Origin of the sequence: Salmonella sp. 32082101201600294FB01SM01 (assembly GCF_017572865.1) — a bacterium.
Lineage (GTDB): Bacteria > Pseudomonadota > Gammaproteobacteria > Enterobacterales > Enterobacteriaceae > Salmonella > Salmonella enterica.
In genome coordinates this window covers 1,773,436-1,789,426 of record NZ_JAGESB010000001.1, presented here as the reverse complement: position 1 = coordinate 1,789,426, position 15,991 = coordinate 1,773,436, and the positions used below count along the sequence as shown (strand labels likewise).

The window sequence follows — 15,991 nt, the reverse complement described above, 5'->3', positions numbered from 1 at the left end:
TTTTAAAATATTATTACGTGTTATTGGAGTTGTATCATTTTTATAATTAACAGTGGGTTGTTTGATAATTCTGCTGATTATTCAATGACAGTCCATGTGCGTGTTCAGAAAATATAAAATTTTTATAAAACAAAAGGTTTTATCGTGTTGGCGTGTTCATTTTAACAACTATTTCAAATTGTGATTGAAGCCGACATTTCATAATACAAATTAAATATAATCTTCAGCTATATCTAATAACAGGAGGTTATATGAGCATTAGTCGTCGTTCTTTTTTGCAGGGGGTAGGCATCGGCTGCTCTGCCTGCGCGCTGGGCGCTTTTCCGCCCGGGGCGCTGGCGCGCAACCCGATTGCCGGCATTAACGGTAAAACCACGCTAACGCCAAGCTTGTGCGAAATGTGTTCCTTTCGTTGCCCTATTCAGGCGCAGGTAGTCAATAACAAGACCGTTTTTATCCAGGGCAATCCTTCTGCGCCGCAGCAGGGGACGCGCATATGCGCCAGGGGCGGGAGCGGCGTCAGCCTGGTCAATGACCCGCAACGGATTGTAAAACCTATGAAACGCACCGGGCCACGCGGCGACGGTGAATGGCAGGTGATTAGCTGGCAACAGGCTTACCAGGAAATCGCGGCGAAAATGAATGCCATCAAAGCGCAGCATGGCCCCGAGAGCGTGGCTTTCTCTTCCAAATCGGGTTCGCTCTCCAGCCATCTTTTCCATCTGGCTACGGCCTTTGGTTCGCCTAATACCTTTACTCACGCCTCAACATGCCCTGCCGGGAAAGCCATTGCGGCAAAAGTGATGATGGGCGGCGATCTGGCGATGGATATCGCTAACACGCGCTATCTGGTTTCGTTTGGCCACAATTTGTATGAAGGGATTGAAGTTGCCGATACCCATGAGTTAATGACCGCGCAGGAGAAGGGGGCCAAAATGGTGAGCTTCGATCCGCGTCTGTCGATATTTTCCAGCAAGGCGGATGAGTGGCACGCTATTCGTCCCGGGGGAGATTTAGCGGTTCTGCTGGCGATGTGCCACGTCATGATTGATGAACAGCTCTACGATGCGTCTTTTGTTGAGCGTTATACCAGCGGATTTGAACAGTTAGCACAGGCGGTAAAAGAGACGACGCCGGAATGGGCCGCCGCGCAGGCTGATGTCCCGGCCGACGTCATTGTCCGGGTGACACGCGAACTGGCCGCCTGCGCGCCTCACGCTATTGTCAGTCCTGGTCATCGCGCGACGTTCTCGCAGGAAGAGATCGATATGCGGCGTATGATTTTTACGCTTAATGTACTGCTCGGTAATATTGAGCGTGAAGGCGGGCTATATCAGAAAAAAAACGCGTCGGTTTACAACAAACTGGCCGGAGAAAAGGTCGCGCCAACGCTGGCGAAACTCAACATTAAAAATATGCCGAAACCGACGGCGCAACGAATCGATTTGGTCGCACCGCAGTTTAAATATATCGCCGCTGGCGGCGGCGTGGTGCAAAGCATTATTGACGCGGTGTTAACCCAGAAGCCTTACCCGGTAAAGGCGTGGATTATGTCGCGGCATAATCCTTTCCAGACCGTCACCTGTCGTTCGGACCTGGTAAAAACCGTTGAGCAACTGGATCTGGTGGTTAGCTGCGATGTCTATTTGAGCGAGAGCGCGGCGTATGCCGACTATCTGCTGCCGGAATGCACTTATCTCGAACGGGACGAAGAGGTATCGGATATGTCGGGACTGCACCCGGCTTACGCTCTGCGCCAACAGGTCGTAGAGCCGATTGGCGAGGCGCGTCCGAGTTGGCAAATCTGGAAAGAACTTGGCGAGCAGTTGGGATTAGGGCAGTACTATCCGTGGCAGGATATGCAGACGCGCCAACTCTATCAATTGAACGGCGACCATGCTTTAGCGAAGGAACTGCGACAGAAAGGGTATCTCGAATGGGGCGTTCCGCTGCTATTACGCGAACCAGAATCCGTTCGCCAGTTTACGGCGCGTTACCCCGGCGCTATCGCGACGGACAGCGACAACACCTATGGCGAACAGCTTCGCTTCAAATCGCCCTCCGGCAAAATCGAACTTTATTCCGCAACCCTGGAGGAATTGCTCCCAGGCTACGGCGTTCCGCGCGTTCGTGACTTTGCGCTTAAAAAAGAGAATGAGCTTTACTTCATTCAGGGCAAAGTGGCCGTGCATACCAATGGCGCGACGCAGTACGTACCTTTACTCAGCGAGCTAATGTGGGATAACGCGGTCTGGGTCCATCCGCAAACGGCGCAAGAAAAAGGCATTAAGACCGGCGATGCGATCTGGCTGGAAAATGCTACGGGTAAAGAGAAAGGTAAGGCGCTGGTGACGCCCGGAATCCGCCCGGACACGCTTTTTGTCTATATGGGATTTGGCGCTAAAGCTGGGGCCAAAACGGCGGCGACGACACACGGTATCCACTGTGGCAATTTACTGCCGCACGTGACGAGTCCGGTATCCGGTACGGTAGTGCATACCGCAGGCGTGACACTGAGCCGGGCATGAGGGAGGAGGGAACCATGAATCATTTAACGAATCAGTACGTCATGCTGCATGATGAAAAACGTTGTATCGGCTGCCAGGCGTGTACCGTTGCCTGCAAAGTGCTTAATGACGTACCGGAGGGATTTAGCCGCGTACAGGTACAAATTCGCGCCCCTGAACAGGCATCCAACGCACTAACCCATTTTCAATTTGTCCGCGTCTCCTGTCAGCACTGTGAAAATGCGCCATGTGTCAGCGTTTGTCCTACCGGAGCGTCATATCGTGATGAAAACGGGATCGTGCAGGTGGATAAATCGCGCTGTATTGGCTGCGATTATTGTGTTGCCGCGTGTCCTTTCCATGTGCGCTATTTGAATCCGCAAACCGGCGTCGCCGACAAGTGTAACTTCTGTGCCGACACGCGGTTGGCGGCTGGCCAGTCTCCGGCGTGCGTATCCGTTTGCCCAACGGACGCGCTGAAATTCGGCAGACTGGATGAGAGCGAGATCCAGCGCTGGGTCGGTCAGAAAGAGGTCTATCGCCAGCAGGAAGCGCGTAGCGGCGCGGTCAGTCTGTACCGTCGTAAAGAAGTCCATCAGGAGGGTAAAGCATGAATACTATCTGGGGAGCGGAACTACATTATGCGCCAGATTATTGGCCGCTGTGGTTAATTTACGCAGGCGTCGTGGTGCTGCTCATGCTTGTTGGGCTGGTTATCCATGCGTTATTGCGCCGGATGCTGGCGCCAAAAACGGCGGGCGGCGAAGAGCATCGTGACTATCTCTACTCGCTGGCGATTCGCCGTTGGCATTGGGGAAATGCGTTACTGTTTGTTTTATTACTGTTAAGCGGTTTATTTGGTCATTTTTCTCTCGGCCCTGTAGCGCTAATGGTACAAGTGCATACCTGGTGTGGTTTTGCCTTACTGGCTTTCTGGGGCGGGTTTGTGCTGATCAACCTCACCACAGGTAACGGGCGTCACTATCGGGTAAATTTTTCCGGACTGGTGACGCGCTGCATACGCCAGACGCGTTTTTACCTTTTTGGCATCATGAAAGGGGAAGCGCATCCGTTCGCGGCAACAGAGCAGAGTAAGTTCAATCCACTGCAACAACTGGCATATCTGGCGATTATGTACGCGCTGGTACCGCTGTTAATCATCACCGGTTTGCTGTGTCTCTATCCGCAGGTTGCGGGTCTGGGCCCTGTGATGCTGGTGCTGCATATGGCGCTTGCTATCATCGGCTTACTGTTTATTTGCGCGCATCTCTATCTGTGTACTCTTGGCGACACGCCGGGACAAATTTTCCGTAGCATGGTTGACGGCTATCATCGTCATCGTACCGCGCCGCGCGGGGATAAGTCCGCCGTCTGAGCGTATCCATAAAATAAAGTCAGCAAGAAAATGTGCCTTGTGTCACATTTTCTTGCAATTTATCCATGTTTGTTTAACTGAACTTCCGTAAAAAGAACGGCAAATAGAGACCATCCTGAGGACATGCTGTTGAAACGCCGTTTGTTTATTGCCGCTTCTTTATTCGCGATGCACCTTTCTCCTGCGCTTGCGGCCGATGCCGTAAGTTTTGCTCCCCAACCGCCAGCCATTGATGCAGGCGCCTGGGTGTTGATGGATTACACTACGGGACAGGTTCTTACCGCCGGTAATGAACACCAGCAACGTAATCCCGCCAGCCTTACCAAGCTAATGACGGGCTACGTCGTCGATCGCGCCATCGATAGTCATCGTATCAGCCCTGACGATATCGTCACCGTTGGGCGCGACGCCTGGGCGAAGGATAATCCGGTGTTTGTCGGCTCCTCGTTGATGTTTTTAAAAGAAGGGGATCGCGTGTCGGTGCGTGATTTAAGCCGTGGCTTAATCGTGGATTCCGGTAACGATGCCTGTGTGGCGCTGGCGGATTATATCGCGGGCGGGCAGCCGCAGTTTGTGGCGATGATGAACAGCTATGTGAAAAAACTCAATTTGCAGGATACCCATTTTGAAACCGTCCACGGTCTGGATGCGCCGGGACAACATAGCTCCGCGTATGATCTGGCCGTACTCTCCCGGGCGATTATTCACGGCGAACCTGAATTTTATCACATGTACAGCGAGAAAAGCCTGACCTGGAACGGCATCACGCAGCAGAACCGTAACGGCTTGTTATGGGATAAGACCATGCATATCGATGGGCTTAAAACCGGACACACATCGGGGGCGGGATTTAATCTTATCGCATCGGCGGTGGACGGGCAGCGTCGACTTATCGCTGTTGTGATGGGAGCGAAAAGTTCGAAAGGCCGTGAAGAACAGGCGCGAAAACTGTTGCAGTGGGGCCTGCAAAACTTTGCGACGGTGCAGATTTTGCACAGCGGTAAAAAAGTGGGCAGCGAGCGAATCTGGTATGGAGACAAAGAAAAGATTGCGCTGGGTACGGAACAGGATTTCTGGATGGCGCTGCCTAAAGCGGAAATTCCGCATATCAAAGCAAAATATGTGCTGGATAGAAAAGAGCTGGAGGCGCCAATCGCCGCTCATCAACAGGTAGGTGAAATAGAGCTCTACGATCGGGATAAACTGATCGCTCAGTGGCCGCTGGTCACTCTGGAATCGGTGGGTAAAGGCGGTATGTTCTCTCGTCTGAGCGACTATTTTCAGCATAAAGCGTAAGCCGTTGTCACACACCGTTCACCGTCATCTGAGGTGTCAAAAGGGCGGGATTGCGAGGTTGCTCACAAAATGATCACGCTGTCCTTGTGACCGTAAGATGCTGTAATTATACTGTACATTCATACAGTATAGTAAAGTGACGGAGGCAGCATGGATTACGAAATCAGGCAGGAGCAAAAACGTAAGATAGCCGGTTTCCACATGGTCGGTCCATGGGAACACACCGTGAAGCAGGGTTTTGAACAACTGATGACGTGGGTGGATCGACAGCGGATCGTGCCAGTTGAATGGATTGCCGTCTATTACGACAATCCAGATGTCGTACCTGCAGAAAAACTCCGCTGCGATACCGTGGTGTCCGTGGCAGAGCATTTCATCCTGCCGGACAATAGTGAAGGCGTAATCGTGACCGCCATTGAAGGCGGCGAATATGCCACTGCTGTCGCGCGAGTGGAAGACCGTGACTTTGCGAAGCCGTGGGAACGGTTTTTTGACGTCCTGGAGCAGGATAGCGCTTATCAGATAGCCTCTGCGCCCTGTTTTGAAACCTATCTGAATAACGGTATGGAAGATGGATACTGGGATATTGAAATGTATATTCCGGTACAGCGGAAGTGATCGACTGGTTTCCTGTCTGAAAAGAGCGGACGGATAATGTGTTCCGTCCGCCAGTGCGCTATTTTTGCTATAAAGCAGGTACAATGCATTTTTTGCCATTCCCGTAAGGAGCGCAAGCGTGCGTGCCGATAAGTCATTAAGCCCTTTTGAAATACGGTTGTACCGTCATTATCGCATCGTGCATGGCATACGTATCGCCCTGGCGTTCATTCTTACCTTTCTGCTGGTTCGTCTGTTTTCTATTCCCGAGGGCACATGGCCGCTAATCACGTTAGTGGTGATTATGGGGCCCATCTCATTCTGGGGAAATGTAGTGCCTCGTGCTTTTGAGCGCATAGGCGGTACGATCCTGGGCGCGGCGTTAGGGTTGGTGGCGCTACGCCTGGAGCTCTTTTCCTTACCACTGATGCTGGTGTGGTGTGCGATAGCGATGTTTTTGTGCGGCTGGCTGGCATTAGGGAAAAAACCGTATCAGGCGCTACTGATAGGCATAACGCTCGCCGTTGTTGTCGGCGCTCCCGCTGGTGATATGAATACGGCATTATGGCGTGGCGGGGATGTGATTTTGGGGTCGCTACTGGCGATGTTGTTTACCGGCATCTGGCCCCAGCGCGCCTTTTTGCACTGGCGCATCCAACTGGCGCATTGCGTCACGACGTATAATCGGGTGTATCAGGCAGCGCTGTCGCCGAATTTGCTGGAGCGCCCCCGGTTGGATAAACATTTGCAACGGTTGCTGAACGATGTCGTCAAAATGCGCGGGCTGATAACGCCCGCCAGTAAAGAAACCCGGATACAAAAATCTATTTTCGAGGCCATTCAGACCATCAACCGCAATCTGGTTTGTATGCTTGAATTACAAATCAACGCCCACTGGGCGACGCGCGCCAGCCATTTTGTGATGCTTAACGCGCACACATTGCGTGAAACCCAGCAGATGACGCAGCAAACCTTGTTAACGATCACCCACGTGTTGTTTGAAGGTAACCCGCAGCCGGTACTGGCAAACACCGGTAAACTGAATGATATTGCTGCCGAGTTGCGGCAGCTAATGAACGAGCAGCAGGGCGACGCGGTGGCTGAAACCCCCATCCACGGCTATGTTTGGCTAAGTATGGAAACGGCCCGACAGTTGGAACTGCTTTCGCATTTGATCTGCCGGGCTTTGCGCAAATAAAAAGCAGATGGGGTGAATGAATTTGTTGCTGCTTCGATTCAGCAAAGATTAAGAGTATGATACTAATATAAGGATAAAATGAGTGCTACTGGCAACGATTTTATCCCCGAACCTTCAGGTTTCCCCAGACGGCGACGTAACGGTGTTTCCTCTGGCGGCTTGAAGTATGACGGGGATAAACGTAATGTTTATCCACTAGCAGTTGCTTAACGAATCCGAATCTCACATTATCAGGGGTGTAAAAATGGAAACAACCAAGCCTTCTTTCCAGGACGTGCTGGAGTTTGTTCGTCTGTTCCGTCGCAAAAATAAACTGCAACGTGAAATTCAGGACATTGAGAAGAAGATCCGTGACAACCAGAAGCGTGTGCTGCTGCTGGACAACCTGAGCGACTACATCAAGCCAGGTATGAGCGTTGAGGCGATTCAGGGTATCATCGCCAGTATGAAAAGCGACTATGAAGATCGTGTTGATGACTACATCATTAAAAATGCCGAAATCTCCAAAGAGCGTCGCGACATTTCCAAAAAGCTGAAAGCGATGGGCGAAATGAAACACGCCGATGTAAAAGCCGAATAATGCGCTACGGCAGTGAGAGCGTATATCAGGCTCTCACTGCAGTTTGACCCCGCCTGTGACCATCTTGAGTAAATGTTGTTTTGGCCAGTGTCGGGTAAGTTTTTTCTCTGCCAGCTTACCTTTCAGACGCGCAATATCATGACGTTTCCGGTCCAGCATCAGACCCACCACGCTACCGCTATGCGCCACGTTCAATCCGTATAAATCACACTCTTCGACCAGCGACAGCAGGGCGGTAAAGCCCGGCTTAGGTAACAGCGTCTGGCTGGCGATAGCGCTAAGCGTTGCCGCCTCACCCAGTCGGAGCGGATTTTGCGTTATACAGGCTTCCTGCACCAGATTCCAGGCCTGCTGCAAGGTTGCTGAACTTGCTATTAATTTCTGCTGGCGAGGGAGACGGTGGTAATCTTGCGTGCGCAGTGTGACCGGGCTTTCCAGTACCAGCAAATCGATTGGCGGCGGTGGCTCGCAGGCGATTTGCGTGGCCGCATTATTATGATCAAACAGCGTTAACTGATGAAAAACGGTGCTATCAGTGGGTTCGATTGAGACGCAAAGCTGTGCAAGGGTGGTTTCATCCAGCGAATGGTCAAGATGATGCGCCGTTGCCACTGCCGTAGCGGCAATATCTGCGGTGCTGCTGGCCATGCCTTTGGCAACAGGAATTGACGAACGCACATCGACGCGAATCTCGTTACTCCAGTGCGCAGGATACTGCCAGTGCGCCAAAACGCGCTCCACCATCGCCCGCGACAATGGGCGCTCGTTTACCAGCGGCGGCGCAGCCGTGACTGCTACGGTGCTGTACCAGTCAACAGGGCAGGAGATCAGTTTCTCACTGCCCAGAATCCATCCCTGGATAAGTTCCCCGCATGAGGCGGGGCATTGCGCAACAGCCACGTTATCACCTTTCAGGTACAAATAGTGTGCGCGCATAGTGTCATGGTAAAAGCGTTATTACCATGACTTGCCGCAATGCGTCGTATAACCCTCTCAGGCTGGTACACAAAGCCCTTCCGTGGCAGGTAGCGCAACGCGCATAACGTCTTGTGCGATCATTAACTCTTCGTTGGTGTTGATGACGGCGACTTTCACCAGGGCGTTCTCCGTCTGGATAAATGTCGCATTACGCTGATTTTTCTCTTCATCAACGGCTAAGCCCAAAAATTGCAAATTATGGCACACCGCCGATCTGGCGCGCGCTGAGTTCTCGCCAATGCCCCCAGTGAATACCAGCGCATCCAGTCCTCCCATTTGCATAATATAGCTGCCGATGGTGGCGCGAATGCGTTCGGCAAACAGAGTGAGAGCGAGTTTAGCCTGCCGGTTACCGGTATTGGCTGCCTGTTCGACATCGCGGTAATCAGACGACACGCCAGAAACGCCCAGCAAGCCTGACTCATTATTTAATAACTGATTCAACTGTTGCGGCGTTTTGTTTTCGCGCTGGGCTATCCACGGCAGAATAGAGGGATCAATATCTCCGCTACGGGTGCCCATCATCACGCCTGACTGCGGCGTAAAGCCCATCGACGTATTGACCGAACGCCCGTTCTTGATAGCGCAAATGCTGCTACCGTTTCCAAGATGACAACAAATCACCCGTAATGCGCTGAGTGGTACGCCCAGCTTTTCAGCCAGAACGCCGCTGACATACTTATGGCTGGTGCCATGAAAGCCATAACGGCGAATCCCCAGTTCAGCGTAATAATGCCAGGGAAGCGGGTAAATATAGGCGGGTTCATCCAGCGTCTGGTGAAATGCCGTATCAAACACGGCTACGGAAGGGGCATCAGGCAACAGTTGACGAAAAACGTGAATACCCAACGCGTTTACCGGGTTGTGAAGCGGGGCCAGTTCAGCAAGACGTTCGATTTGCGCTAACGTTTCATCCGTGACCAGCGTCGAGTCTTTAAAAAACTCACCGCCGTGCGCCACACGATGGCCCACCCCGTCAATGTCCCGCAGACTGTTAATGATTTGATAACCCAGCAGCTTTTCCAGAAGCAGCGTTACCGCATCGCGATGATCGGCAACGGGGACGGTTTCCTGCCATTTTTGGCTGTGCGTCTTAATTGTCACCTGCGCATCCGCCATACCGATACGCTCAATCAGCCCCTGGCAGAGCATGTCGCCCTGCGGCATCTCCAGCAGCTGGAATTTTAACGATGAGCTGCCGGCGTTAATGGCCATTATTTTGTAAGACATAAAGGTTCCTTCGAATTCAGAAAATCCAGCACGGCGTCGAGACCCGAGTTATTCAGCGCGCTGGTAATAAAAATCTGCCGGGCGCCAGCCTGCGTAAGCCATTGTGCGATAAGCGAAATACGCTGCGGGTCAGCGAGATCGGCTTTGGTGACAAGGCCAATCGTCGGGCGGTTCATCGGGGCGGTAAAACCCGGAGAAAAGGGCGACCACTGGGCGTCGGCATTCAGCACCAGCGCGATGACGTCGGCCTCGCAGGCGCTGGTTAGCAGGGCGCTATACAGGCAGCGGTTCTCCAGATATTCGCCCGGCGTATCGATAGCCATCGGAGACCATTCAATGGCCTGAGTTTTCTTATAATGGAGCGCTTCGCCGCGCAGGCTTTGGGTCAGCGAGGTTTTCCCGCATTGGCTGGGGCCGATAAACATCAAACGCTTCATGACGTTACGTCCGGGTGATCGAACAGGTGGTGAACTGCATCATTTCGCCCAGCGTGCGCGTTACCTGCTTGAGGGCATACTCGACGGCGGAAACGTCGCCGGTCAGCACTACGGCACCGGTAAAGCGATCGAGAAAACCAATTTCCACCGCGCCGGATTTAGTGGCGATATCGCAGGCGATAATCGATGCTTCGCTCGGCGTGATGGTAAGGATGCCAATCGCGGAAACCGCATCCGGCAGGCCCAGCTTCTTAAAGAGATCTTTCCCCGGATTGGCAATCAGGTGCGCGAGGGTGACCTGTTTCCCGGGAACGTACTCCTGAATCATGCGATCCGTTGTTGGCTGTCTTTCCATTATCCCTCCACCATCTGTCGCCACATGGCTTCATGCGGGCGCGGGATCACCGAGCGGTAAACCAGCAACCCTTTTTCGCCCGCGCTTTCGCTGGCAACCGTCACGGCGTTGTTGACATCAGAAACGTCGCCCGCCACCACCATGTAGCATTTACCGCCGATGCCGAAGGCCATATGCACCCGCACCAGGGTGACGTTTGAGCCTTTCACCGCCCGGTCTGCGGCGCTAATGCAGGCCGCTACGCTCCAGGTTTCGACGATACCTACCGCCTGGCGCTTATCGACGCTGTTCAGGCCGCTGATGGCCGGAAGTACGCTGGGATGAATATTTGCCAGCACCAGGCTGTCGACGAGCATTTCGCCGGCCTGGGACGTACCGGTTTCAATGGCCTGCTGGATAGCGCCGATATCGCCGCCGAGCATCAGCAAAAACTTCCCCGGACAGATGGTCTTACTGACCAGCAGATTAACGTTGGCGCTTTTCAGCATCGCATCGCCGAGTTCCATCCCTTTGGCGATGCTGGTGAGTTCTAAAATTCCTATAGCCTGAGACATGGTTAACCTCTTACAACCGTGATGGCCTGTTCGCTGATGGCCGAAACAATGCCGTCGATGCTGGCGTGAATGGGGGTGCCGAGCGCGCCAGGCGGGACATCGGCAACGCACTGTCCGCGCGTCACGCGCTCGCCGACGGCAACAGTCGGTACTGCGCTGGCACCAATATGCTGGCGCAGCTGCAAAGTGACTGTTTCTACTGACGGCTCTTCTTCCACCAGCGGTGCCTCCTGGTACCAGGGACTTAGTCCCAGTTTGGCGATCAGCCGCTTCACCGGCACCAGGCGATATTTCGCCATCTCGTCGGCCGGGTTCAGCGGCCCTACGTAGCGCTGGTTTTGCGCCCGCAGCTCGCGTTTTAACATGCGGTTGATGCGCATCGGCGAGATCCCCACCGGGCAGGCCACGCTTTCGCAAACGTTGCATTCCGAGCAGGTAAGGGCGCTCAGCAGCAACTGCGGCGTGGCGGCCTGGTGAAAGTTCAACGCCCGCACCAGCAGGTGCGGGGAGAGTTCGTGGCCGATCAGATGCCGTGGGCAGAGATCGGTACACAGTCGGCACTGCTCGCAGACGGTGCGCGCGACGGAAAGCACCGTGCGCTCGTCCTGCATTCTCCGCTGGATAAGCGGATGGCTTTTGGGGAGCACCAGCAGGCCGCCGGTAGTTTTCGTCACCGGGTTATCAAGAGAGGTAATCAGGCCACCCATCATCGGGCCGCCGTTAATAAAACCAGGGTCGTCGACCGTTGCGCCGCCCGCCAGCGCCAGCACTTCATGCAGTGACATGCCGACAGGAACGGTAACGGTCAACGGTCTGGCGACCGCGCCGTTTACGGTCAACGTGCGACGAGTGACCGGAAACTGCTGCTCGACCGCCCGGGCAATATTCAGCACCGTTTGCACGTTATTGACGACCACGCCGACGCTGGCCGGTAGCGCAGCCGGGGCGACCCGGCGGCCGGTTGCCATCCAGATAGTCAGCACCTCATCGCCCGCAGGATAAACATCCGGCAGGATATGCAGGCGGATACCGGCTGGCAGCTGCGGGGTGAGCGCGTCGATGGCCCGGCGGTATTTTTCTTTCAGGGCTATCACCCCTTCGCGCGCGCCGGTTGCCGTCATCGCGTACTGCACGCCGCGAACAAGACGCGCGGCCTGCTGCCACATCAGTTGCTGGTCAACTTTGAGCATCGGTTCACACTCGGCGGCGTTCACCAGAAAAATCTCTACCTGCGCCTGTAGTTTGACGTGAGCGGGAAAACCTGCGCCGCCCGCGCCGACAACGCCCGCTGCGCGGACGCGCTCGCGAATTTCATCAGCGCTATAAGACATTTCAACGACGTTGACGGCGGTACTCATAGCAGTTCCTCCAGCAGTTCCCGAATGGCTTCGGCATTGGCCGGGCGCGGGTTAGTGCGCAGCGTAACGTCAGCCAGCGCAGCCTGCACCATCGCCGGAATGCGTGCGGAAAAGTCGGATCTTCCTTCTTTAAGCGCAACGGCCAGTGAGGGAAGGGCGCAGCGTTGCTTAAGCAGTTCGATTTGCTGAATCAGCGCATTGATTGCCGCGATATCATTGGCTTCTGCCGGGCAAAAACCGCAGGCTTTGGCCATCCGCGCGTAGCGTTTGGCGGCGCGTGGAACTCCGGCGTTAAAACGGATCACCGCCGTGAGCAGCAGCGCATTGGCCAGCCCGTGCGGCAGATGAAACTGTCCGCCAAGCTGGTGGGCTATCGCGTGGTTAAGCCCCAGCCCCGCCTGGCTGAAGGCCATCCCGGCGAGCGTTGAGGCATTGTGCATTTTCCCGCGCGTCGCCACGCAGTCGCCTTTTTCCACCGCCGTGGGCAGATACTGGAACACCAGTTTGGCGGCTTTTTCCGCCAGCGCGTCGGTAAAGTCGCTGGCGTGCGGTGACACCCACGCTTCCAGGGCGTGGGTCAGCACGTCCATGCCGGTGTGGGCGGTAATCTGCGGCGGTACGCTGACCACCAGCTCCGGGTCGAGGATCGCCATATCCGGATACAGCGCATTATTGAACAGCGGATACTTGATGCCTTTATCCGGGTCGCTAATTACGCAGGCGCTGGTCACTTCCGAGCCGGTGCCGCTGGTGGTCGGGATCGCCACGCAAGTTTCGATATTGATGCCGCTTTGCTGGCTAAACCAGACAATCGCTTTTGCCGCGTCCATTGCCGAGCCGCCGCCAAAACCGATCACCACCTGCGGTTGCAGGGCCTGCATTTGCGCAATGCCCTGCACCACGGTATGGATGGTGGGGTCCGGCGTTATCTCGCTAAAGACGCTGATGCGGTTATCTGCGGGCAGCGCGTTACGCAGCGTATCCAGCAGCGGAGAGCGCGCCAGAAAACCATCGCAGATTATCCAGATGTGCTTATTGGTAAAGCGCTTGAGCACCGCCAGGCTGCCCTGACCGCTGTACAACCGCGTTTGTAGTGAGAAGGTATTCATCGCGACCTCGGTTAGCGAATAGAAAAGCCGTTGGTCAGTACGCAGCGCCGGGAGCGGGCAAAAGTACGCGCTGACGTGGTCCCTTCACCGGTTGGCGTGGCGATAGTGAAGGTGGTAAAGCCTTCGCCGCCGACGCCGATCCCGGCATAAGAGGGGCCGTTTTTGACGAATATCGAGGTTTGCAGCGTGCGGGCCGCGAGGTTCAGGCGCGACACGTTCTGCGAGTGCATAATGGCGGTATGATGTAGCCCCTCTTCAACCTTCAGGGCCAGCGCCAGCGCGCTATCGAAATCGCTGACTTTTACCACCGGCAGCATCGGCATCAACTGTTCGCTGGTGACCCACGTATCGTCGGCATTGACAACGGCAATCAGCAGACGCGGCGCTTTTGCAGGGACAGCGATCCCGGCGGCTTCCAGCATGGCCGATGGGCTCTTGCCGACCAGTTTTTTATTCGCCTGGCCTTCAGGCAGGCAGACGGCGCGGAGTTTGTCGGTATCGGCAGGGCTTAGCAGCAGCGCGCCGAAGGTTTGCATTTGCTGCACCAGACGCTCGGCGACGCTCTCCACTACGATCAGGCTCTTTTCGGCAATGCAGGGCAGGTTGTAATCGAATGACGCGCCGTTAATGATATCTTCCGCCGCTTTCACCAGGTCTGCCGTTTCATCGACGATGCAGGGCGGGTTACCCGCGCCAGCGCCAATCACCTTCTTACCGCTCTTCATGCCCATTGCCACAATGCCCGGGCCGCCGGTAATGGCCAGTACTGCGATTCGCGGGTGGGCCATCATCTGCTGGGTCGCTTCGAAAGTCGGTTCAGCCACGGTCACCACCAGATTGCGGATGCCGCAGCAACGGAAGGCAATCTCTTCAATCAGGCTAATCAGCTTCAGAGAGACCTTTTTCGCTCCCGGATGCGGGCTAAAGTAAATACTATTGCCCGCCGCCAACATGCTGATGCTGTTATTGATGATGGTTTCCGTCGGGTTGGTGCTTGGGGCGACCGAACCGATGACGCCAAACGGCGAGTATTCAAAGAGCACCATGCCGCCGTCACCGGTCAGCGCGGTGGTGGTGAGATCTTCTACGCCCGGCGTGTTGTCCAGCGCAGCCTTGTTCTTGAGGAATTTATCTTCTTTGTTGCCCATCCCCGTTTCATTGGCGCTCTCTTCCGCCAGGGTTGCCAGTAGCGGCGTCAGCTCCTGACGCATCGCGCTGATAATGGCGCTGCGGGTTTTTAGCGGGCACTGCTGATAACGTAAGAACGCCTGGTGCGCGGCGTCGATGGCCTCGCTCACGGACTGGAAAATCCCTTTGCCCTGAGGCTGGGCCGGCGTTTGCGCCGGCGTGGTTAATTGCTCGCTAAGAATGGTGCGAATCAGGGTTTCGAGTTCAGAAGTATTCATTGATGAGTTCCCACGTTAATAGCCGCGATGGCGGTCTGTGCTATGTCCATGTCCTGCTCAACGCTGCCGCCGCTGATGCCAAGACCCCCAATTAATATGCCGTCGCGCCACAGGGCGTAACCGCCGCCAAAGGTGACCACTTTTCCCTGTAAATGACTTTCCAGGCCATAAAGCGCCGCGCCCGGCTGAACAACATCGCTCAGCTCATGGGTCGCCGTTTTCATCGCCACTGCGGTCCAGGCCTTTTTCGGCGCCAGTTCGCTGCTGACCAGCAGGGCGTCCGGCATCCGCCAGGTCACAGTTTCCGTGCCGTGCGCGTCAACGATGCTGACGACTACCGGAACCTGCAGTTGCTGCGCGCGTTCAACGGCGGCGCGGGTGAGCTGGTGCAGATCGTGGAATGAGAGGGCCACGGGCGTTGTCTCCTTGCTGCGGGTCGGCTGGCTGGCAGCCAGATAGCGCTTGCTAACTTCACGGATGATGTTGGCCTGGTGCGCATCGCTATCTTCCGCGCGGGCCAGGGCGTACAGGCAGTCCGATAAGCGGTTGATGTAGCGCATCAGCACCTGGCGTACGTTGACTTCAGTTGCCAGTTCAACCAGACGGCGTTCGGCGCGGCGCGCCAGCGTGCGGGCAAAATGTAAGCGGCTCGCGGCTTCGCAGCGTCCGGGTAAAATAAAGCTGTGCAGCGGTTCGACGCGGGCCATTGCCCGATCGATAGCGGCTTCCAGGGCCGAAATCTCTTCGCTGCTGATGTAGCGCTGTTTGGGCGACGGCTGCTCGCTGTCGCTGGCCAGCTCTGCGCTAAACCAAAAAAGTTGCTGCTGGATGGCCTCGAGTAAGGTGCGGTGATTTTCATCCGCAGCGGCGCAGGCGCACAGGCTCAGCGCGGCGTTCAGCTCATCCAGCGTGCCGTAGGCTTCAACCCGCGGGTGGGTTTTGCTCACCCGCTGGCCGGTAAACAGTGATGTGGTGCCAGCGTCACCTGTTCGGGTATAAATCGCCATAACC

16 protein-coding genes are annotated in these 15,991 nt (G+C 55.2%); 7 read left to right on the top strand and 9 right to left on the bottom strand.

Annotated features, from left to right (window positions below; translation table 11 throughout):
• Nucleotides 1–251: 251 nt before the first annotated feature.
• The 7 genes from phsA (at nt 252) to J4645_RS08900 (ending at nt 7,553) form a co-directional block, all read left to right on the top strand.
• Nucleotides 252–2,528 (top strand): thiosulfate reductase PhsA, encoded by a 2,277-nt coding sequence (phsA, locus tag J4645_RS08930; protein WP_023214789.1) that lies wholly within the window; start codon nt 252–254, stop codon nt 2,526–2,528.
• A 14-nt stretch (nt 2,529–2,542) separates the two neighbouring features.
• The gene (gene phsB / locus J4645_RS08925; protein ID WP_001016236.1) at nt 2,543–3,121 is read left to right on the top strand and encodes a thiosulfate reductase electron transport protein PhsB; all 579 of its coding nucleotides are present in this window, start codon (nt 2,543–2,545) and stop codon (nt 3,119–3,121) included.
• A complete protein-coding gene (phsC, locus tag J4645_RS08920; protein WP_001605991.1) occupies nt 3,118–3,882 on the top strand; it encodes a thiosulfate reductase cytochrome B subunit in 765 nt (254 codons plus the stop codon). Before phsB ends, phsC begins: the two co-directional genes overlap by 4 nt.
• Nucleotides 3,883–4,005: 123 nt before the next feature.
• The gene (gene dacD, locus J4645_RS08915) at nt 4,006–5,178 is read left to right on the top strand and encodes a serine-type D-Ala-D-Ala carboxypeptidase DacD (RefSeq protein WP_000925038.1); all 1,173 of its coding nucleotides are present in this window, start codon (nt 4,006–4,008) and stop codon (nt 5,176–5,178) included.
• A gap of 150 nt (nt 5,179–5,328) precedes the next feature.
• Entirely contained in the window at nt 5,329–5,796 is a 468-nt protein-coding gene (sbmC, locus tag J4645_RS08910; protein WP_001605986.1) for a DNA gyrase inhibitor SbmC, read from the top strand.
• Nucleotides 5,797–5,914: 118 nt separating this feature from the next.
• Complete coding sequence (locus J4645_RS08905) at nt 5,915–6,973, top strand: FUSC family protein (RefSeq protein ID WP_023214788.1); 1,059 nt, start codon at nt 5,915–5,917, stop codon at nt 6,971–6,973.
• A 244-nt stretch (nt 6,974–7,217) separates the two neighbouring features.
• Entirely contained in the window at nt 7,218–7,553 is a 336-nt protein-coding gene (locus J4645_RS08900; protein ID WP_000450405.1) for a DUF496 family protein, read from the top strand.
• A 33-nt stretch (nt 7,554–7,586) separates the two neighbouring features.
• Here the strand turns inward: J4645_RS08900 and pduX are convergent, their stop codons facing one another.
• The 9 genes from pduX to pduO form a co-directional block, all read right to left on the bottom strand.
• Nucleotides 7,587–8,453 (bottom strand): L-threonine kinase PduX, encoded by an 867-nt coding sequence (pduX, locus tag J4645_RS08895; RefSeq protein WP_031607637.1) that lies wholly within the window; start codon nt 8,451–8,453, stop codon nt 7,587–7,589.
• 93 nt (nt 8,454–8,546) lie between these two features.
• Entirely contained in the window at nt 8,547–9,761 is a 1,215-nt protein-coding gene (pduW, locus tag J4645_RS08890) for a propanediol utilization propionate kinase PduW (protein WP_000120646.1), read from the bottom strand.
• The gene (gene pduV / locus J4645_RS08885; protein ID WP_000826270.1) at nt 9,746–10,198 is read right to left on the bottom strand and encodes a propanediol utilization protein PduV; all 453 of its coding nucleotides are present in this window, start codon (nt 10,196–10,198) and stop codon (nt 9,746–9,748) included. The genes pduW and pduV overlap by 16 nt, the downstream gene beginning before the upstream one ends.
• A gap of 4 nt (nt 10,199–10,202) precedes the next feature.
• Nucleotides 10,203–10,553 carry a propanediol utilization microcompartment protein PduU gene (gene pduU, locus J4645_RS08880; RefSeq protein WP_000441100.1) on the bottom strand — a complete coding sequence of 117 codons (351 nt, stop codon included), beginning with the start codon at nt 10,551–10,553 and terminating at the stop codon, nt 10,203–10,205.
• Nucleotides 10,553–11,107 (bottom strand): propanediol utilization microcompartment protein PduT, encoded by a 555-nt coding sequence (gene pduT, locus J4645_RS08875; protein WP_000075777.1) that lies wholly within the window; start codon nt 11,105–11,107, stop codon nt 10,553–10,555. Before pduT ends, pduU begins: the two co-directional genes overlap by 1 nt.
• 2 nt (nt 11,108–11,109) lie before the next feature.
• A complete protein-coding gene (pduS, locus tag J4645_RS08870; protein WP_023214786.1) occupies nt 11,110–12,465 on the bottom strand; it encodes a cobalamin reductase PduS in 1,356 nt (451 codons plus the stop codon).
• Nucleotides 12,462–13,574, bottom strand: a complete 1,113-nt coding sequence (gene pduQ / locus J4645_RS08865; RefSeq protein ID WP_023214785.1) for a 1-propanol dehydrogenase PduQ — start codon at nt 13,572–13,574, stop codon at nt 12,462–12,464. Before pduQ ends, pduS begins: the two co-directional genes overlap by 4 nt.
• 11 nt (nt 13,575–13,585) lie before the next feature.
• Nucleotides 13,586–14,980: a CoA-acylating propionaldehyde dehydrogenase PduP gene (pduP, locus tag J4645_RS08860; RefSeq protein WP_001097675.1), complete on the bottom strand. Its 1,395-nt coding sequence runs from the start codon at nt 14,978–14,980 to the stop codon at nt 13,586–13,588.
• Complete coding sequence (pduO, locus tag J4645_RS08855) at nt 14,977–15,987, bottom strand: two-domain cob(I)yrinic acid a,c-diamide adenosyltransferase PduO (protein WP_001029486.1); 1,011 nt, start codon at nt 15,985–15,987, stop codon at nt 14,977–14,979. The genes pduP and pduO overlap by 4 nt, the downstream gene beginning before the upstream one ends.
• Nucleotides 15,988–15,991 lie beyond the last annotated feature (4 nt).